General features: G+C 35.8%; 14 protein-coding genes and 6 pseudogenes. 8 read left to right on the plus strand and 12 right to left on the minus strand.

Annotated features, from left to right (window positions below; translation table 11 throughout):
* Positions 1–16: 16 nt before the first annotated feature.
* Positions 17–1,252, minus strand: a complete 1,236-nt coding sequence (locus ACQH2Q_RS03985) for a TolC family protein (RefSeq protein ID WP_264339280.1) — start codon at positions 1,250–1,252, stop codon at positions 17–19.
* Positions 1,253–1,384: 132 nt separating this feature from the next.
* Here ACQH2Q_RS03985 and rplM point away from each other — a divergent pair, with 132 nt between their 5' ends.
* The 3 genes from rplM (at position 1,385) to ACQH2Q_RS04000 (ending at position 2,767) form a co-directional block, all read left to right on the plus strand.
* Positions 1,385–1,843, plus strand: a complete 459-nt coding sequence (gene rplM, locus ACQH2Q_RS03990; RefSeq protein ID WP_253302273.1) for a 50S ribosomal protein L13 — start codon at positions 1,385–1,387, stop codon at positions 1,841–1,843.
* A 10-nt stretch (positions 1,844–1,853) separates the two neighbouring features.
* Entirely contained in the window at positions 1,854–2,309 is a 456-nt protein-coding gene (rpsI, locus tag ACQH2Q_RS03995) for a 30S ribosomal protein S9 (protein WP_006279875.1), read from the plus strand.
* Between the two features lie 146 nt (positions 2,310–2,455).
* Entirely contained in the window at positions 2,456–2,767 is a 312-nt protein-coding gene (locus ACQH2Q_RS04000; RefSeq protein WP_006279876.1) for an HU family DNA-binding protein, read from the plus strand.
* Here ACQH2Q_RS04000 and ACQH2Q_RS04005 read toward each other — a convergent pair.
* Entirely contained in the window at positions 2,760–3,467 is a 708-nt protein-coding gene (locus tag ACQH2Q_RS04005) for a pyridoxine 5'-phosphate synthase (RefSeq protein WP_006279877.1), read from the minus strand. The two genes, ACQH2Q_RS04000 and ACQH2Q_RS04005, sit on opposite strands and share 8 nt — an antisense overlap.
* 136 nt (positions 3,468–3,603) lie before the next feature.
* Between ACQH2Q_RS04005 and ACQH2Q_RS04010 the strand changes: the two are divergent.
* Positions 3,604–4,344 (plus strand): annotated as a pseudogene (locus tag ACQH2Q_RS04010) (IS3 family transposase); the annotation flags it as partial.
* Positions 4,345–4,347: 3 nt separating this feature from the next.
* Here the strand turns inward: ACQH2Q_RS04010 and ACQH2Q_RS04015 are convergent.
* Positions 4,348–5,207 (minus strand): IS630 family transposase gene (locus ACQH2Q_RS04015; RefSeq protein WP_264705388.1). Its coding sequence is split into 2 segments (ribosomal slippage): positions 4,348–4,883 and positions 4,883–5,207, totalling 861 coding nucleotides; the frame shifts between segments, so codons are not numbered across the junction.
* A 64-nt stretch (positions 5,208–5,271) separates the two neighbouring features.
* Between ACQH2Q_RS04015 and ACQH2Q_RS04020 the strand changes: the two are divergent.
* A pseudogene (locus tag ACQH2Q_RS04020) lies at positions 5,272–5,633 on the plus strand (transposase); the annotation flags it as partial.
* Between the two features lie 429 nt (positions 5,634–6,062).
* On the opposite strand, the gene ACQH2Q_RS04025 reads toward ACQH2Q_RS04020, so the two are convergent.
* The 9 genes and pseudogenes from ACQH2Q_RS04025 to ACQH2Q_RS04065 all read right to left on the minus strand — a co-directional run bounded on the left by ACQH2Q_RS04025 (position 6,063) and on the right by ACQH2Q_RS04065 (position 15,901).
* A complete protein-coding gene (locus tag ACQH2Q_RS04025; protein ID WP_155968855.1) occupies positions 6,063–6,698 on the minus strand; it encodes a hypothetical protein in 636 nt (211 codons plus the stop codon).
* Between the two features lie 128 nt (positions 6,699–6,826).
* On the minus strand, positions 6,827–9,343 hold the full coding sequence (gene leuS, locus ACQH2Q_RS04030) for a leucine--tRNA ligase (RefSeq protein ID WP_425383381.1): 2,517 nt from the start codon (positions 9,341–9,343) through the stop codon (positions 6,827–6,829).
* A 12-nt stretch (positions 9,344–9,355) separates the two neighbouring features.
* Positions 9,356–9,952 (minus strand): murein hydrolase activator EnvC family protein, encoded by a 597-nt coding sequence (locus ACQH2Q_RS04035; RefSeq protein WP_006279879.1) that lies wholly within the window; start codon positions 9,950–9,952, stop codon positions 9,356–9,358.
* A 45-nt stretch (positions 9,953–9,997) separates the two neighbouring features.
* The gene (locus tag ACQH2Q_RS04040) at positions 9,998–10,324 is read right to left on the minus strand and encodes a MerR family transcriptional regulator (RefSeq protein WP_006279880.1); all 327 of its coding nucleotides are present in this window, start codon (positions 10,322–10,324) and stop codon (positions 9,998–10,000) included.
* On the minus strand, positions 10,324–10,629 hold the full coding sequence (locus ACQH2Q_RS04045) for an integration host factor subunit alpha (RefSeq protein ID WP_006279881.1): 306 nt from the start codon (positions 10,627–10,629) through the stop codon (positions 10,324–10,326). Before ACQH2Q_RS04045 ends, ACQH2Q_RS04040 begins: the two co-directional genes overlap by 1 nt.
* 60 nt (positions 10,630–10,689) lie before the next feature.
* On the minus strand, positions 10,690–11,811 hold the full coding sequence (locus ACQH2Q_RS04050; RefSeq protein ID WP_264373699.1) for an MFS transporter: 1,122 nt from the start codon (positions 11,809–11,811) through the stop codon (positions 10,690–10,692).
* A 367-nt stretch (positions 11,812–12,178) separates the two neighbouring features.
* Positions 12,179–13,119: pseudogene (locus ACQH2Q_RS04055) on the minus strand (IS5 family transposase).
* A gap of 540 nt (positions 13,120–13,659) precedes the next feature.
* On the minus strand, positions 13,660–15,162 hold the full coding sequence (locus tag ACQH2Q_RS04060) for a leucyl aminopeptidase (RefSeq protein ID WP_174515790.1): 1,503 nt from the start codon (positions 15,160–15,162) through the stop codon (positions 13,660–13,662).
* Positions 15,163–15,259: 97 nt separating this feature from the next.
* Positions 15,260–15,901 (minus strand): protocatechuate 3,4-dioxygenase, encoded by a 642-nt coding sequence (locus ACQH2Q_RS04065; RefSeq protein WP_155968861.1) that lies wholly within the window; start codon positions 15,899–15,901, stop codon positions 15,260–15,262.
* 466 nt (positions 15,902–16,367) lie between these two features.
* Here ACQH2Q_RS04065 and ACQH2Q_RS04070 point away from each other — a divergent pair.
* The 3 pseudogenes from ACQH2Q_RS04070 to ACQH2Q_RS04080 all read left to right on the plus strand — a co-directional run.
* Positions 16,368–16,938 (plus strand): annotated as a pseudogene (locus ACQH2Q_RS04070) (DUF6444 domain-containing protein); the annotation flags it as partial.
* A 54-nt stretch (positions 16,939–16,992) separates the two neighbouring features.
* Positions 16,993–18,392 (plus strand): annotated as a pseudogene (locus ACQH2Q_RS04075) (IS4 family transposase).
* Between the two features lie 7 nt (positions 18,393–18,399).
* Positions 18,400–18,741 (plus strand): annotated as a pseudogene (locus tag ACQH2Q_RS04080) (PD-(D/E)XK nuclease family transposase); the annotation flags it as partial.
* Between the last annotated feature and the right edge of the window lie 61 nt (positions 18,742–18,802).

Consider the following 18,802-nt stretch of genomic DNA (forward strand, 5'->3'; position numbering starts at 1 on the left):
GCTAATACCATTAAATTTAGAGGTCTATACTATTTATCATAAAAAGCAAGTTGTAAACACTAATCACATAATTGCTTTTTGCTTCAACTAAGTCTGAACGTGCTTTAAATAATGCATCTTCAGTGTCCAAAAGGTCAGATGTACTCTTTAAATTTAAGTTTACTTCTTGCTCAACTCCTTCCAATGCTAGAGCTGCTGCTTTTTCCGCTTCTTGACTTGCTTTGATAATGGCCTTTGCTGTCAACACATTATTCCAAGCATTTACAACTGCTTGTTCTATATTTTTTACCGTTTCATAATAATCGTAGGTAGATTTTTTTGCATCCATTTTAGCTTTACTGACACCAAAAGCATTAACTCCTCTCTTAAAGATTGGAACATCAAGAGTAAAAACTACATGAACATTTTCTAATAGTTTGTCTACCTTCATACCATCCTCCCCAAAATTTTTGCTTGCACTTAGATTTAAAGAAGGAAGCCACTTGGAGCTTTCAGCAATCACTTCCATTCCGGCTGCTCTTTTTTGATAAACTGCTGCTTTTAGAGATAAATTATTGGTTTTTGCTAACTGTAAACATTCATTTAGCTCTGGAACAGAAGGTAGTTTATCATTAGCTTCAGAAAGGTCATCAGCATCTTCGCCAATCAAATGATAATAAGCAATATTTACCAACTTTAATTTACCTTCAGCATCAACTCTTTCGGATATAGAAGACGAAAATTTTGCTTTTGCTAACAAAACTTCAGCATTGGTTACCTCTCCAAGGGAAAAGCGTTTTTTCATAGCTGACAAATGTTCCAAAGAAACGCGTTCTTTATGTTCTCTGAGCTTTAATATTTCTGTCTTTTGTAAAACATTAACATATGCTTTCACAGCATTAAGTGCAAGCTCTTGTTTTAATTGCTGAAATCGCATCTTTTCTGCTTTGAGAAGATGGCTTGATCGACTGAATGTGGCAAAGGTACCACCGCCATCTATTATCCTTTGGCTTAATATCAGGCGTTTTCCAGAGCCTTGTGAATTGTTAATAATATTAAAATTACTATCAAAATTGTATTGCAAACTAATGTCAGGTAAAAATCCAGCTAACCCAGAAGATTTATAGTGTTTTTCTGCGCTTTTATATTGGTAAAATTGAGACTTTATTTTTGAGCTATTTTTGATGGCTTTGCTTATCACTTCTCCCACATCGGTTGCATAGCAACTTATAGTACCAAAAATGATCGCAAGTGTGATAATCAATCGAAACATTCTACTTCCTGTGCATATTGGTTGCGCAGCTCAATTACTAACATAAATTACTTTAATAATCAATAACTAATATTGTTGACACTATTGAGAAATTAAGTATATAGTAGCTTACTATTGTTTAGTTAAATTACAATGAAAACTTTTTTCTTAAAAGAGAAACAAATCGACAAAAAATGGTTTGTCATAGATGCAGAAGGATTAGTGGTAGGAAGGCTCGCAGCATTTGTAGCGACACTATTACGTGGAAAGCATAAACCTGAGTATACACCTCATATGGATTGTGGCGATAATGTAATTATTATCAACGCAGAAAAGGTGCATTTCACCGGAAAGAAGCTTAAAGATAAAATTTACTATAAGCATACAGGTTATTCTGGTGGTTTGAAGAAAACTACTCCAGATAATATTTTAAATGGCAAATTTCCTGAGCGTGTAATAGAAATGGCAGTGAAAAGGATGCTTGATGATGGGCCTATGGCACGTAGACGCTTTGAAAATTTGTATGTTTATTCTGGTTCAGAACATAAGCATCAAGGACAGCAACCTGAAAAGATAGATTTTGCCTCTTTGAATCGTAAAAATAAAAAGTAATGGAGTAAAAATGAAGAGTTCTACAATAAATAACAATGATTGGTCAGAAAAGACAATTAAATCAGCAGTTGATTCGCTTGGTCGTTTATATGCTACAGGCCGAAGAAAAGAATCTGTAGCAAGAGTATGGATAAAGCCGGGGAGTGGAAAATTTAGTGTTAACAAAAAAGGCGATCTAATTTCTTATTTTAAAAGAGAGTCAGTGTGCCAAATAGTAAAAATGCCATTTGTTGCAACTTCCACATTGGATAAATACGATGTATTTGCAACTGTAAAAGGTGGAGGGCTATCTGGTCAAGCAGGTGCTCTAGCTCATGGAATAAGCAGAGCTTTAAGTAGTGTAAGCCAAGATTTGCATTCTATACTACGTAATGGTGAGTTCTTAACTAGAGATTCACGTGTTGTTGAACGTAAGAAATATGGTCAACATAAAGCTCGGAAAAAGTGTCAATTTTCTAAGAGATAGTTATTTTATAGGGGTGTTTTTTTGTAAGTATTATACAAATATTTGCAAAAATGTATGATATCCTCTATTTTTGTGATGAATTTAGTTGACTATCGGTGTCAACATAATATGCTATTTATGTGATTTTTTCAATATTAAGGTAATTTATGAGTAAAGAAGATATAATAAAACAATTAAAGGAAGATTGTTCTAGTCAGAATATAGATATAACAAAATCTGATTTGAGCAAGATTCATGATGCGTTTATTAAAATAATAAAGAATGAGCTGCATGGGAAAGGTGAAATACGTTTGCATGGAATAGGAACATTTTCTACTGCTATCAGTCAGGAAAAACAATGTCGTAACCCCCAAAGTGGTGAGATCATGACTGTTCCTAAAAAGACAAGGGTAAAATTTAAAGCAAGCCAAACTCTTTTAAGTATTTTAAATGAGAAGGAAAAAGCAGCAGTTAGTTAGACATTGTCATTTTCATTGTTTTTACTACGCTGTGTAAGCCGTAAAATACAGCTTCGCTAATTAAATAGTGGCCTATGTTAAGAGCTGAGATGTGAGGTATTCTTGTCATCTTCTTAGCATGTTTATAAGTTATGCCATGTCCTGCGTGGCATTCTATTCCTAATTTATTGACGTACTCTGCAGCATTAGTAATTAACTGTAACTTTTTTTCTGATGGATTATCACAGTAATCCCCTGTGTGAATTTCTATTATGTCAGGTTTTGTCCCTAGCTTTTCAAGATATTTTAGTTGATCAATATTTGGATCGATAAACAGTGAGACTTTTATGCTAGAGCTATGCATTTCCTCTATTATACTAGAAAGTTTACTGTGCATATTCACGATATCCAGGCCACCTTCGGTTGTTAATTCTTCTCTTTTTTCTGGTACTATACTAATCGAATAGGGTTTTACCTTTTTTGCTATTTCAAGCATTTCTTCCGTGGCTGCAATTTCAAGATTTAACTCAGTGCTAATGCTTTTTTTTAGGTTAAATACGTCTTCATCTCTAATATGCCTTCTATCTTCTCGTAAGTGTACAGTAATAAAGTCTGCTCCAGCGTCAATGGCTATTTCTGCTGCTTTCAATGGATCTGGATAAGAAGTTCCGCGTGCGTTGCGGAGGGTTGCAACGTGATCGATATTAACACCTAGTTTCACAATCTACCTCAGAAATTATTTATAGATTATACATGTTATTAGGTTTTTTGCATAGTCATTGTTTGACCTTACCCAGAAAAAGTGGAGAGAAAGAAAAGAGTTTTTTTGGGTAAAATAAAATTTTGGAGGATTAGAAATGGTAAGAGAATATACAGCAGAATTCAAATTGGAAGCTGTTAAACTGGCAAATGAACAAAGAAAGGTAGGTCAACCAGTTGCAAAAGTAGCAAGAGATCTAGGAATAAGGGATAGTGTATTAGGAAAATGGATGAAGAAATATAACGAAAAAAAGTCAGCGGCAAATGCATTTCCAGATGTAGCACCTTATGACAAAGAGAGGTTTGATTTACAAAGCAAGAGTAACAAGGGAAAGAGACATTTAAAAAAAAGCCCTGGCCAGTCAAAAAGAGTAAAATATTTTTTTATATAGTAACTGCTATAAAGTACAGGAATTATGTAGGATTTTCTGCTAGTGGCTACTATAAGTGGACCACAAGAAAAATAAGCAGTAGAGAATCAGCAAATAAAGAGCTACTCGAAGCTATTCAAAAAATATATCAAGTTTCTAAATGTAGATATGGAGCTCCTAAAATTCATGCTGAATTGAAGGCTTTGGGTAAAAGTTGCAATTTGAAAACGGTGCAAAGTATTATGCAGAAAAATGACATCAGGGCTATACTGAGAAGAAAGTTTAAAATTAAAAAACAACAAACAGATAATAGAGCTGTAGCTCCCAATATATTAGATCAAAACTTTATTGTTGATCAACCAAATAAAGTATGGGATTACTTACATCAAAACCAAGGAGGGATGGCTATATTTGGCAGCAATAATTCTCACGTATGGTAGTTATAGCATTTCTCATAATAGTCCGAACAGGTCATAGGAAGGCAGAATCAACAGCACGACGAAAGGATTCGAATAGAGGAATGTTTTTCCTGGCTCTGTTTTTTATAGCAAACCAATGATGCTCAATTTTGTTGAAATCTGGAGAATAAGGCGGCAGATACAAAATTTCTGCACCAACCCCTTTAGCAAGCTCGATAATCTTATCAGACTTATGAAAAGTAGCATTGTCAAGAATGACAGTCTGTCCAGGTTCCAAGATCGGTGTCAAAAATTGCTCAAACCATCCATTAAAAACATCCATATTACAGTGGCCTTCAAAGGTTAACGGAACAACTATCTTTCTTCCACTTAAGGCTGCAACCATACTGATTCGTTGAGTTTTCTTTCCAGATTTTAAGGCATAAAACCGCTGTCCTTTCTGGCAATATCCGTAGGGGTAGTCTTCGGTGTTATCAATGCCAGACTCATCTATATACACTAAGTTTTTAGGTTCTTTTGTCGCTATAATTTTCAAAAATTCAGCACGTTTTTCTTCGTTTCTTTCCTTGTATCCATATGTCTTTTTTTGCGCGTAAATCCAATTTTTTTAAGGGCTCGATAGATCGTTTGGATACTAACGTTGTTCCAAAGTTTAGCCATTTCCGATAGAGTCTTTCCTCCGTGTTCTCTGGCAAATTTGGCAAAGGTATCCCAGTCGGTAATTTTGTGATTGTAACCCCCATTTCCAAGTTTTTTTGATTGAAAGTCTCCTGTTTCTTTTCTTCTTTGCTGCCACTCCCATAAAGTAGTTCTTCCAATCTTAAATCTTGCTGCCACTGTTTCTCTGCTTTCTCCTTCGTCTAGCGCTTCCATTGCTTTTTTTCTTAAATCATAACTATATGCTGCTGGCATTCAACCTCCTTATCATCATCTACCCTTATCCTATCACATCCGGACTTTTATGGAAAGAGCTATAATGAGTAGTGCAATAAATAAACAATTGGTTATGAACTCTTTATTAATGGCCATTAATAGGCGTAAACCTGTTAAAAATCTACTGCTGCACAGTGACCAAGGTTCACAATATACTGCGCAAGGGTATCAATATCTCTTAGCTGTAAAGAATATAGATGAGTAATAAAGGCTGTTGTTACGACAATTCTGTTGTGGAAAGCTTCTTCAGTTCTCTAAAAAGGGAGTTACCAATAGACACCTCTCGGCACTCTAAACAGCATATCAAAACTGCTATATTTGAATATATAGAAATTTTTTATAACAAACAACGTCACTATTAACTATTGCATTCCTGAGCATTTTGATTCATCATTCTCTTTGTGAAAAACATTCCAAACTTTCTCTCCACTTTTTCTGGGTAAGGTCATTTTCGCCTTGACCAAGAAAAAATTCAGCTATTGCCTTACTTTCTCTTGCAACAACTTCTTCCTTAACAATTTTTCCTTTCTCATCAACGATACTTATAAAAGTTTCTTTTAGTGAGATCGCTATAATATTCCATGAGACTGCTCCTACTAATAAAAGTTTAAATTATTTTTGAAGAACTTATTCTACTGAATTCGTTACTTCGTGCTAAAATAATGGACTCCATCATTCAACAGCAATTACAGTATGTTTACCCTTTTTCTTGTTATTTTTCTAATCTATAGCTAGCGTTCAAAACCATATTCGAAAATACGTTTTCGGATTTTTTTTAATGCTGTTTATTTCATCCTCAACATCGTCTCTACCTTTATGAACTAAGTAGCAGCATTAAAAATTATAACGTACCCCTATCTCTAGAGTTGCATCTGGTATTTGTTTTGCTTTTATACCACTTAGTTGCCCACCCATGGTCATACCAACTGCACCAATTATCTGCGGAGTAATTTCATAATCAACACCTAACTTTAGTTTATAGGAAATAGAACTCAGTATTTTATCTACTACAGATGAACCAGCAGCTTCACCACCTGATTCTGGAGCACCTTGTGTTTCTTCTTCCTTTTCTTTTTCTTCTTGTGAACTATCGCCATCACCATCAACTGTATCACTAACACCAAAGCCAAAAGGTGTTATTTGGAGATATCCTCCTAAACCTCCGCTGACATATAGTTTAACGGGATCAATATCAAGGTCAGGATAGAAGCGGTAGTTTGCCAATAAGCTAGCTCCTATGCTCTTTAATGACTTAATATTACTGAGAACCTCAAGTTCAAATTTAGAGTTTTGGTCATAATGGTAACCAAGAACAACACCAGGTTTCATTTTAAAGCCACCACCCCAACCAGCACCAAAGTTTAAACCTGCATAGTACTTATCTTCTGACTTACTTGCACTATTACTAGCTGCACCTGCTAGAGATGAAGTAAGCAACACAGCCAAAACGCACAATCTCTTTATTTTCATATAACTCCTCATACAAAAAAATATATAATGCATAAGTATATATCCTTTATATTAAAAAAGATATAACTACATGTCAAAAAAAGTATAGCCATAAAATCAGATTATATAAAACGTACTACTCAGGTCTTTTATATAACTATATTTACTATCTTATTTGGTACAGCATATACAGTGCGAACTTTGCTTTGATCGATCTTACTGGACACAGAGTCTATCGCTATTTTCTTCAATTCTTCTTGAGGTAAGTTAATTGCCACCTTGATTGTTGTACGTAATTTTCCATTGATTTGCACTGCTATAGTTACCGTATCGTCAACTAATAATGATTCATCAGCTTTTGGCCAAGGTTGACCTCCTATTTCTTGCCATAGGCTTTCAGCTAGATGTGGTATGAATGGTTCGATTACTCTGATTAATATACATATACCTTCATCAATAAGAGATTTTCCAGTTTTTACGTCTATTTCAGCTATTAAATTCGTCATCTCACGAAATTTTGCCACTACACAGTTTAATCTGCAGTTTTCCAAGTCATCTGTAAGTCCGTGTAAGAGTTTATGAATTTTTTTTCTGTACTCTAGAAGTCCACCCGTAACATTTTCATTATCATAGTGTATATTTACAGGTCTTAGCTGCATGACCATACGCCACAATTTATTTACATAACGAGAACAACCTTCCACACCATCATCGGACCATTCCATATCTTTCTCCGGAGGAGTGTCGGACAACACAAACAAGCGAGCAGTATCAGCACCATACTTTTCTATGATAAAGTTTGGGTCAACTGTATTCTTTTTCGATTTGCTCATTTTTTCAACTTTGCCCACTTGAACTTTTGCACCTCGCGCTATTAATTCTTTTGCTTCTGCGGGAAATAGCCACTTACCATTTTCGTCTTTATAAGTTGCATGGCAGACCATTCCTTGAGTGATTAAAGTAGAGAAAGGCTCTTTAATATCAAAATAGCCACATTTGGTTAAAGCACGGCAGAAAAATCTTGAATAAAGCAAATGCAGAATTGCATGTTCTATCCCACCTATATAATAATCAACAGGCATAAAACGATTACATGCATCTTTGTCTATTGATTTATCTTCACTACAGAATGCAGCAAAATACCAGGAAGATTCAAAAAAGGTGTCGAATGTATCAGTTTCACGCTCTGCTTGCTTTCCGCACTTTGGACAATCAACAAATTTCCAAGTTGGGTGCTTATCCAGCGGATTGCCACCACTTGTAAATTCTACATCTATTGGTAGAACTACAGGAAGGTCTTTTTCTGGCACTGGAACAGTTCCGCAATCTTTGCAATATATGATAGGTATAGGGCATCCCCAATAACGCTGCCTTGAAACTCCCCAATCGTGCAAACGATAGTTTATTGTTTTTTTGCCTATTTTTTTTTCTTCAAATTTTTTAACTATGGCTTCCTTTGCTTCACTAACCATTAATCCGTTTAAGAATTCGGAGTTAAACATTGTCCCGTCTCCAGTATACGCCTCCTTTGTCATCTGAGTAGCTTGACACTGGGATCCATTGTAAGAATTCTGGTCACGCGCTGGAATGACACCTAAGTGGGCTGAAGAAATAACGGGAATTATCGGCAAATTATATTTCTGTGCAAATTCAAAGTCACGCTGATCATGTGCAGGGCAACCAAAAATCGCGCCTTCCCCATATTCCATCAACACAAAATTCGCTATGTAAAGCGGCAATTCCTTATCAAGAAATGGATGTTTGACGTTTAATCCGGTGTAAACTACTATTTTTTCATCGTTCTCTCTTTTCGATTTTATTTCCTGGATCCCAGTGTCAAGCACTGGGATGACAACAGAAGAACCATTCTTTAATTCCTGCACAATAGGATGCTCTGCTGCCACTGCACAAAAAGAAGCCCCAAACAAAGTATGAGGATAAGTTGTAAAAACTTTTAATTTCTTATTCAGGCCAACTACTTCAAACTCTATAGTTGCTCCTTCAGATTTTCCTATCCAACGCTCCTGCATTGTTTTGACTTTTTCTGGCCAATTTTTCAAACTTTGCAGGCACTTGAGTAAATCTTCAGCGAAATCAGTAATCTTTAAAAACCATTGGGACAACTTACGTTTTTCAACAACTGCACCTGATCGCCATCCTTTTCCATCAACCACCTGTTCATTTGCAAGCACTGTTTGGTCCACTGGATCCCAGTTAACCCATGATTCTTTTCGATAGGCAAGCCCATGCTTTAAAAAATCCAGGAAAAATTTTTGTTCGTGTTTGTAATAATCAGGCTCACATGTGGAGAGTTCACGCTCCCAATTATAAGAAAGACCTATAGATTTCAACTGTGTACGCATATTATCTATATTCTCTTTTGTCCATGTTTCGGGGCTAATATTGTTATCCCTTGCTGCATTCTCAGCTGGTAATCCAAACGCATCCCAGCCAATTGGATGCAAAACCTCAAATCCATTAGCTCTCTTGTAACGCGCTATCACATCCCCTATTGCATAGTTACGTAAGTGTCCCATATGAATTTTACCAGATGGATATGGAAACATTTCCAACACGTAACACTTTTCTTGTTTACCACTCTTGCTTACAGAAAAATCCCATTTATCTTGATAAAATTTTTCAACACTTTTAAAATCATATTTCATATAAATCCAAATTCAATTACAGTTCATATGCATCAAAGGATCAACCGCTTGGCCATTATGTCGTATTGTGAAACACATCTGTGGATCTTTATCTTGTGTGCTTGATTTACCTGCAGATCCAATTACTTGACCTTGCTTTACTTTATCGCCAATTTCAACATGTATGTTTTTTAAATAGGAGTACACAGTCATGTAATTATCTTTGTGTTCCACTATAATTAAATTCCCATACCATCTCAGCCCTTTGCCTACATATATCACTTTGCCTGGTGCAGAGGAAACTACGTTCGTTCCATTTTGAGCAGCAATTTTTATGCCATCCTTACACATTTCATCAGAAGAGGTAGCTGAACCTTTAACTGGCATTACAAATTTACAATTTACCCCCACATTTTGTGTATTATTGTTATCTTTGTATATCCTATTTATGATGGCTTTTCTACTTTCTTTTTGCACTGAAGGCTCCCTAATTAAATGGTACTCTCTTGTATATTCCAGATCTCTTTTTCCGTAAAATTCTTCGCCTTTAAGCAGCACAGGTGCAGGTTTTTGCAGGCCACAGCCTATTAATATTGCTAATAACATAAGAAATGAGGCTATATGCCACATTTTAAACTCTCACAAAACTCCAAAATTTTAGCGAGACGTAGTGTTTCACGCCTGCTTGTTACTTTCCTCGTTATTTATTTTACTAGTTAAATAGTCCCTCAAATCGGTGAGTTCTTGCAACAAATTCTTTGTGACTTTTATATCATTACCAAATTCTTTTTGCACTCCTTTTATTGTATATCCTTTATCATATAGCATGTATTTTACTTTCTTTATGGCCTCTATACACTTGCGATCATATAGCCTTCTTCCTTTACGCTTTGTAGGCTTAATTTGATGAAATTGACCTTCCCAAAATCTCAAAACATGCTGTTCCAAATGTAGCTCTTCAGCTACTTCCCCAATCGTATAAAATAATTTTTCCTTGTTCATTAATTATTGATTGATTTTTTTATAATTTTTGAAGGCCTAAAAGAAACTGAATTTCTTGCCTGAATCATCACTTTCTCCGATGTATTTGGTATATTTCCTGGTCTTTCCTTCTTTTTCTTAACCAAGAATGTTCCAAATGACGATATTTTTACTATTCCATCCTTTACCAAGCTTGTCTTTATTTCGTCCAATATATCATCTATTATCGAAACAGAGTCTTCCTTTGATAATCCTATTTCTTGGTTTATATCTCCAGCTATCGTTGCCTTAGTTACTGTTGTGTCTTTTGTTGTAACGTGATCCATTATTGATAAATATTACAATACGTAAATATAATATAGCAATCGACTCGAGATTCAGCTACTTTATTTTTTAGAGTATGTCTCTTTTGTTGCATAATTTAAAATACCGGCAACTATCAATATCGCAAATATTGCAAAAAGTGCCATTTTATGATCTGTAAAAAGTGCTAACATTGACACTATAACTCCACTGCCAATAAACATAAATCCATTGATAATGGATGATGATGTGCTGATGTATTTTCGTTTCACAATCTCGCTGCCGACAGTAAAATTAAGCATATGTCCTCCCGCAAAAAACCCGAACATTAACATACAAAAGTACACAACGTGGACTGTTAAATGGCTGTATAGTAAAATAATAATTGAGACGCCTTGCAATAAAGCAAAAGCAGAAATTACATGTTTCCTATTTTTAAATAAGTTTGAGATTCGATCTGCAATTGGAGCACCAACTGCAAGACCAAGCCATAGTATTGCAGTTGCTATACCTGACTCCATTGCATTGAGTTCTGAGTTGCCCAGTAACCTTGGAGCCCACAAGGTATTAAGTGCTAAAAATGTTCCAAAAGTAATAGCACCCACCACTGAAGTTATCCAGATATCTCTTAATTTTAGCACTGTTAATATAGAGCACATTACTGTCTTCATAGAGCTTTTTATTGTGCGCTTTTCTGAGCTGCTTTCTGGAAGTGTGTTTGGACAAAAAAGCGTAAGTACAAATATCAACACACCAAATAGTATTATGCATACAATCAGATTTTTCCAATATGCATCTTCGGCAAGCAAGTTAGAGAACAGTATTTGAATTACCAAAGCAGAAAGGCTTGAAATTGTCTGCACTAGTGAAAACATTAGTCCAAATTGGGCAGCGGAAAAACATATGCTACTTGTGTGAGCAGCACCAATAAAACCAAATGATGCTCCAGTTGCAATCAACACTTGAGACAAAATCAAATGGGAGAAATTGTCACTATTAATAAGGACAAAAAACCCCAAGATCATAGTTGATAACGAGAAAAAATAAATTTTTTTACTGGAAAAAACATTAAACGTTGCTCCACTAAAAAATTGTAAGATGGCGAAAGTCCAAGTATATGCTGAATTAGCCAGTGCAACTTGCGCGATTGTAAGTCCAAGTTCCTTTTCGAGATTTACACTTATAAAGGTATAAATTATCTGCATGTTGCTGAATATAACAACCAAGTTACTAATCAGCCAAATGAACCAAGCCTTAGCTCTGCTTTCCATAAGATTTGTTTTTATAAGTAATCTATTAGAAATTTAACACTAAGTCTCTTTTTAAGCTATTGTTTCCTGACTACTGTTATAGCTAACCCAAAAAACGGTTTCCCTACGTCATGCCGCCGCGGTATCTCTTAGCCGCTAACAAGCAGCGGGATGACGATTGTCAGGGTGTCATCCCAGCGCCCCTATGATGTCATCCGAGTAGCCAACACTGGTTTCCATCCAAGACGGTGTCATTCCAGTGCTTGACACTGGAATGGCTTTGTTGCATCGCCCTTCGGATAGTAGGTAACGCACAATAAATTTATGAAGCTATCTCAAATTTAGCCATACCAATATCAGTGAACTTATTGAGCAAATAGCATTTAACAAGTAGTTCCTTCTCTCTATTTGTCTCAGATTTATTCCTAAAACTAAACCCGAATGTTTGTTTCAGTCGCGAGAAAAAACTTTCTATATAAGATCTTTTTCCGTAGTTTGTTTGCCTTTTCCACCTCTTCATTCCATCTTCGCTGCATGATTTTATTAGTCTAATTGCAGCATTTCTCTCAGCCATATAGTCTAACTTTGGATGCTCTGCTGCGTTGTTTTTCGGAGGAATTTTCGTTTTTATACCATATTGATTACACAGCTTATAGAGCTTTTCTCTGTCATATGCCCTATCTGCATATAGTACTTTTATGACATACTGAAAATCGACTTCTTTTAGCAAATCACAAGCTCCATAGTGATCAGCCGTTACTGTATTTTACAGCTATGGCTTTTTTGCTGTTTGTATTCAACATTACATGCAATTTTCTTGTCTGTTCATAGCTGCGATACTTTCTATCTTCGCTATTTTCTTTGCTATGACCAGGAGTGTTGTTGTATATACTAATTCCTGTACTGTCTATAGCAATTTCGATATCTTCCATATTATTTTCTGCAATCATTGATCTTAATATTGAGTTTCTTAAACCTTCTTGATGATTGTGAATAGCTGATAACTTGCAAATTTTTCCCAATTTGCTCAAGGTATCCTGCTATAAACCCAACTGTTTGCCTCAGGCCTATTCTAAATAAACAAGTTATTATGTGCACCAAAATTACAACTTTATCGCTATAAATATTGTTGCCACCTGGTATTTTTGGACCATTCTCGTACCACTTTTCTATGGCTTCGTTGATATAATGAAAAATATTTCCTCTTTTTTCTAGAAATTTGTTATATTCGCTATGGTTACTGACCCTCATTTTTTGTGGCATATTTTTTCTTTCAAGGTTAAATGGCTATTTTATAATGAATTTTGTCAGTAGCCACCAGATTTTTTCAGTTGCTATGCAACAAAGCCCACTGGAATCCAGACTTTAATTGTTATACTTGTAAATAATCTGGTGAAAATAAACGTTCATCTCAAAATGCAGTATTTTTGTTGAAATAGCTCAACTGGATCCCAGTGTCTGGGCACTGGGATGACACCATAGGAGGCTACTTGGATAACAAAAAAAGGAGCACTGGGATGACAGCAGTCCTACGTCATACCGCCGCGGTATCTCTAGATCCCGCTAACAAGCAGCGGGATGACGAGCTTATCGTCACGCCGCCACGAACCGTCATACCGCGATTCATTCGCGGTATCTCAGCCGCTAACAAGTAGCGGGATGACGGTTGTCAGGGTGTCATGAAAGTAGCTGACACTGGAATCCAGAAAAAAAGAAATATGTATCAGCTACTTTCATTTGCTGCGCCTCAAAAATAAACGTTCATGTAGCTGTAAGTCAAGCCATAAATCCAGATAAAGATCTTTAATCATTGGCTTCGTAGTACTTTTCAACCAACTTATTAAGTAACCTTACACCAAAACCTACTGCTCCTCTTGGACAAATGTCAGTACCTTTTTCGTGCCAAGCAGTGCCTGCAATATCTAAATGTGCCCAGCAAGTTTCATCCACAAAACGCTGTAAAAACTGTGCAGCCATTATGCTATCTCCGCCAGAGCCCGCAGGAGCGATATTTTGCACATCAGCAATCGGTGAATCAATAATTTTATCGTAAGTTTCATTCATAGGAAAACGCCATAACTTCTCATTTACTTCATTTCCTGCATCAATCAGACGGTTTGCTAATTCATCATTATTTGAAAAAAGACCAGCATATTCGTTATTTCCAAGCGCAACCACTATAGCACCAGTTAAAGTTGCAAGATCAATCATAAATTGTGGTGAAAATCTCTCTTGCGTATACCACAAAGCATCTGCAAGTATGAGCCTTCCTTCTGCATCGGTGTTCAACACTTCTATTGTCTGTCCAGACATTGAAGTTACTACATCACTTGGTCTTTGAGCATTACCACCCACTGCATTTTCTGCAAGTGCGACCACACCGATCGCATTTACTTTTGCTTTTCGTCCTGCTAAAGCATGCATCACCCCAACCACAGCAGCAGAGCCTGCCATGTCATATTTCATCGACTCCATACCACGTGAAGGTTTGAGCGATACTCCACCAGTGTCAAACGTTATGCCTTTACCAACAAAAGCTATTGGCTTTTGTTCTTTAGCAGCTCCATTCCATTTTATCACTACTAATTTTGGTTCTTTACTACTTCCTTGTGCAACTCCAAGCAAGGCTCCCATTTTTTTCTCTTCCATCTGCTTTTTATCAAGCACCTCGATTTCAAGGCCAAGCTTAGTAAGTTCTTTTTTTATATGATCAGCATAGGATTCTGGATATAGAATGTTAGGAGGCTCTGTTATAAAAGAGCGCGCAAGGAATATACTCTCACCTTCTTGCCTTGAGTGCTCAAATGATCTTTCAGCATTACTTAATTGCTCATCTTTTACTAATACGGTAATCTCCTCTACCTCTGTAATTTTCTCATCCTTTTTAGTTTTATACTTATCAAACTTAAAACTACGCAGAAACGCACCATATGCAACATTTGCTGCACTACCTTCGATTAAAACCGCTGCTTTTTTAATTTTTAATCTGCTTAGCTCACAATATATTTTACCACCAATATTTAATTCTTTATTTTCATTCCATTCATCCTTCTTACCAAGTCCAACAACTATGACATTTTTTTCTTCTGGCAAAGTAGTAGAGAAAAATTCACCAAAACTTCCATTGAAATTGCTAAATTGCTTTATATTATCCATGATCTGTTTTCCTTGCAAAACTCCGCCATCATTTACGGTTTCGTTGTCCTCAAATAAACCCGTTACTATTGTTTTAAAATCGGGCGAAATTTTAGAAATTGTTATTTTCATTGCTGGCATCTCCGTTGCAAATAATTGTAAACTGTACATAAAACACAGCAAAAACATCAGTAAGATATTTTTCATATACATCCTAAGTACAATAACACTCAAGTTTACTATGGACTCCCTTACATGCAAGGGTTTTTTATCTTTTATTAGAGAACTTATTATATCCGCCCAAGGTAATGTTAAACGTATAGGTTTTTATGACCTGATCACTGTAAGTAAATGGTGTTATGAGAAGGCTTGCAAGCCCATTACTAACAAAATCTCCAAGAACAGGATCAGCACAATTATCGCAATTATGGTCAACAAAAAACATTTGCGTTGTGAATTCCGGAAAATCCGGATGTTGAACTAGAAAGTTGATATGTGGAGCTCTATCACCAATTTTACCAGGTGCTATCGTAATAAAATTATAATAGCCAAGATTATTCACTACAAACCTTCCTGATCCAGCAAAATTCGGATCATCCTCTATATTCTTATCGTAATGGTTCACGCCGCGTGAATTCGCGTGCCATATAGAAACTACAGCATTTTGTATTGGTAAGCAGTTTATATCAGTAATTCTACCCACTATGTGTATTAATTCCCCTATTGCACTATTTGGAGAACCAGGTTTCCTTCTTAAATTGTTTGAAGAGCTAAAATTTTTTGGCCTTGCATCAAGGTCATATATTTCCGGAGTTTTAATGCAGTTGAGCAAAACAGGATCAGCTGCAAATAGCGGCAAACTGAATATCATTTGTACTAAAAGTGCTAACAAGATATTTTTCACATTCATTTCATTTATAATAGACTTCTTGCATAACCATATAACAAACTTTTATTGGAAATAGAAACGAAAAAACTTGCTTGACACCCTTCGCCAGCCCCCTTATCATGAAACTGAAGGTATTCAGTTATCTTCATCTGTGCAGATTAAACAGCAAGAAAACAACGTAGTTGGCGTCTTATTTTTAATTTTTTGCACTATGTGCACCTTATGTCTTCACAATATTTCTAGGTTTTTACCTACACAAGCTGAAACGCGCTATTTAAAACATTAAAAAACGCCAACTTAAAAAATGGATAGTGAATAACTAGCTACCCTAGGGTTTCTTTTGCCTTTTTTTCTGTTTAGTAAATTGTATCCGTTCAGCGGAGTGGTAGAATAAGGTAGACAAAGCAAGATAATAAAGATAATCATAGAGCAAAAGTGAGGTAATGTGGTAAACCTTTGAGAACTCTGCAAAAATTTACAGCAAAAAATAGAAAAGTTGGAAGGGAGGATAGAAGAGTTAGAGGCAGAAAATAAGGCCTTGAGGATTGAGAACGCTGAGTTGAAAGAGAGGCTTGGTTTAAATTCAAAAAACTCATCCCTGCCCAGCTCAAAAGAGCTATACAAAATAAAAAAGGACAAGCCAAAAAGCGAAAGGAATGTTGGCGATCAGGTTGGGCATAAAGGAAATTTTCATGCCACAATGGAAGCGGATAAAGTAGTAAAAATAGAGTTGCCTAATATTTGCGAATGCGGAGGAGAGCTTGTAATATGCGAAAAACCTTATGTTCACCAAAAAGTTGATCTTCCGGAAATTAGGCCTTATGTAGTAATTGGAACATGGTCGTTGTTGGAGATGCAGAAAAAGAAAAAGTAGCAAGTTACCAGAAGGTGTTACGCCAGATACATTTGGTCCAAGGGTTAAGTCTATAATTGCAGCACTCAGCGGATTTTACAAAAACTCAAAGCGTGAAGTGGCTAGTATCATAAATGACATTTTTAATTTGAACATAAGTGTTGGCAGCATATCAAATCTTACTATTACCCACAAATATAAATGTACTTATAAATAAAGTATTACAATATTAAAGTTTGCAAATATTGAGGGTATAAAAATGGCAAACGAGAGTAATGAATGGGCTAAAAATGAATTTGGAGATGCTGTACTTGGAGATAAAAGATTAACTGACCGATTAGTAAAGATTGCTGATAGTTTGATAAGTTTACCTGAAAGCTCAATTAATGAGGCATGCGGAAGTTGGTCAGAAGCAAAAGCAGCATACCGTTTTTTTCAAAATGAGAATGTAAAAGAAAGTGATATTTTAGCTACACATATTAATAAGACGGTTGAGAGAACAAAAGCTCACAAGAGGGTTCTTGTCATTCAAGATACCAGTTACATTGTATATAATAACCATAAAAAAACAAGCGGATTAGCAAATTTGTCCAGTTATGATACTGCAAAAGGTATTATAATGCATACAGCTCTTGCCGTTAGTATAGAAGGTTTGGTACTAGGGATACTAGATCAAAAAGTTTATTCAAGACCTGAAGAAACTGAGAACCTTAAAAAAAAGAGCGATCGCATTGAAGATAAAGAAAGCGTAAAGTGGTTGGAAACTTTAAGAAAAACAAATAATATTATTGATCCAACTCAAACTGAGACTATAACTGTATGCGATAGAGAAGCAGATATATATGACTTTTTTGAGCTTGCACATAATCTTAATTCGGCAGTGCTAGTTAGAGCATGCAGAGATAGAGCAGTAAATAGAAAATCTCGATATCCTGAAAAAGGTGAGCAGAAGTTATGGGCATTTATTAAATCCTCTCATTGTACAGGTACGGTAGAAGTTGAAGTTCCTGTAAAAGATAATAAGCCAAAAAGAACAGCACGTTTGGAAGTTAGATTTGGAAAGTTTATGATGAATCCATCTAAGAATAATATTAGGCATAAGACGGAAGAACTACCTAAATTACCACTTTATGCAGTTTATGTTGTTGAGAAAACTCCCCTTCCCTTAAAAAAAAACCGCTAGAATGGATGCTATTAATGAATCTTTCAGTTAATACTTTCGATGAAGCTGTTGAAAAAATTAGTTGGTATTGCCTTAGATGGAAAATAGAGATATTACATAAAATTTTAAATTCGGTCTCAAAGTTGAAGAATGTAGGCTTGGAATAGCAGAAAGACTAATGAGATATCTAACAGTTATGAGTATTATTGCTTGGAGGATCTTCTTTATTACATCAATTGCAAGAGCTAACCCAACATTACCATGTACTACCTTATTAGCTGAAGAAGAATGGAAAGTTTTATACGTTAAAATACACAGAAAACCATGTCCAAGTGTAGTTCCCAACATAAAAGAAGCTGTTTCATGAACTTGGAGGCCATTTAGCAAGAAAAAATGACCCAAAACCAGGACCAATTACTCTTTGGAAAGGATATAAACGTCTCTTTGATTTAGCAGAAGGATGGCGACTTGCTCACGAACCTCATATTTGTGGGTAATAGTAAGGTTTCTAAGGGAGGGAGTAGTAGTAATACTGCTTCCTTACCTGACCAGTTTGCTCGTGATAAAGGTTTTGAGAAACGCGCTCAATACTATGCTGCTAAAGCTTATTCAAGTCAAGCTCACAAAGGTGATCAAGATCTTAAAGGAGTTATTTTTATTGCTATCGCCGATTTTATCTTATTTCCTAACAAGCTGGCTTACAAATCTGATCACGTTACTTTTGATAAAATTACCTATGAACATGACTTAAAAGATTTTCAATTTGTATTTATTGAACTACCTAAATTTCCTAAGAATAAGGAAGAACAGCTAGAAAGCATAGTGGATCGTTGGTTATTTTTCTTCAGTGCGACCCGGAAAGCCGTGGTTTTGTGATGGTTAAATTCCATCTTCCCTAGACATCGGG

The organism is Wolbachia endosymbiont (group A) of Melieria omissa, assembly GCF_964031125.1.
In the GTDB taxonomy this organism is placed as follows: Bacteria; Pseudomonadota; Alphaproteobacteria; order Rickettsiales; family Anaplasmataceae; genus Wolbachia; species Wolbachia pipientis.

Bases quoted from the DNA above. Each gene is read 5' to 3' on its own strand.
- ACQH2Q_RS03985 (WP_264339280.1), bottom strand. From the start codon at position 1,252: ATGTTTCGATTGATTATCACACTTGCGATCATTTTTGGTACTATAAGT.
- rplM (WP_253302273.1), top strand. From the start codon at position 1,385: ATGAAAACTTTTTTCTTAAAAGAGAAACAAATCGACAAAAAATGGTTT.
- rpsI (WP_006279875.1), top strand. From the start codon at position 1,854: ATGAAGAGTTCTACAATAAATAACAATGATTGGTCAGAAAAGACAATT.
- ACQH2Q_RS04000 (WP_006279876.1), top strand. From the start codon at position 2,456: ATGAGTAAAGAAGATATAATAAAACAATTAAAGGAAGATTGTTCTAGT.
- ACQH2Q_RS04025 (WP_155968855.1), bottom strand. From the start codon at position 6,698: ATGAAAATAAAGAGATTGTGCGTTTTGGCTGTGTTGCTTACTTCATCT.
- leuS (WP_425383381.1), bottom strand. From the start codon at position 9,343: ATGAAATATGATTTTAAAAGTGTTGAAAAATTTTATCAAGATAAATGG.
- ACQH2Q_RS04035 (WP_006279879.1), bottom strand. From the start codon at position 9,952: ATGTGGCATATAGCCTCATTTCTTATGTTATTAGCAATATTAATAGGC.
- ACQH2Q_RS04040 (WP_006279880.1), bottom strand. From the start codon at position 10,324: ATGAACAAGGAAAAATTATTTTATACGATTGGGGAAGTAGCTGAAGAG.
- ACQH2Q_RS04045 (WP_006279881.1), bottom strand. From the start codon at position 10,629: ATGGATCACGTTACAACAAAAGACACAACAGTAACTAAGGCAACGATA.
- ACQH2Q_RS04050 (WP_264373699.1), bottom strand. From the start codon at position 11,811: ATGCAGATAATTTATACCTTTATAAGTGTAAATCTCGAAAAGGAACTT.
- ACQH2Q_RS04060 (WP_174515790.1), bottom strand. From the start codon at position 15,162: ATGTACAGTTTACAATTATTTGCAACGGAGATGCCAGCAATGAAAATA.
- ACQH2Q_RS04065 (WP_155968861.1), bottom strand. From the start codon at position 15,901: ATGAATGTGAAAAATATCTTGTTAGCACTTTTAGTACAAATGATATTC.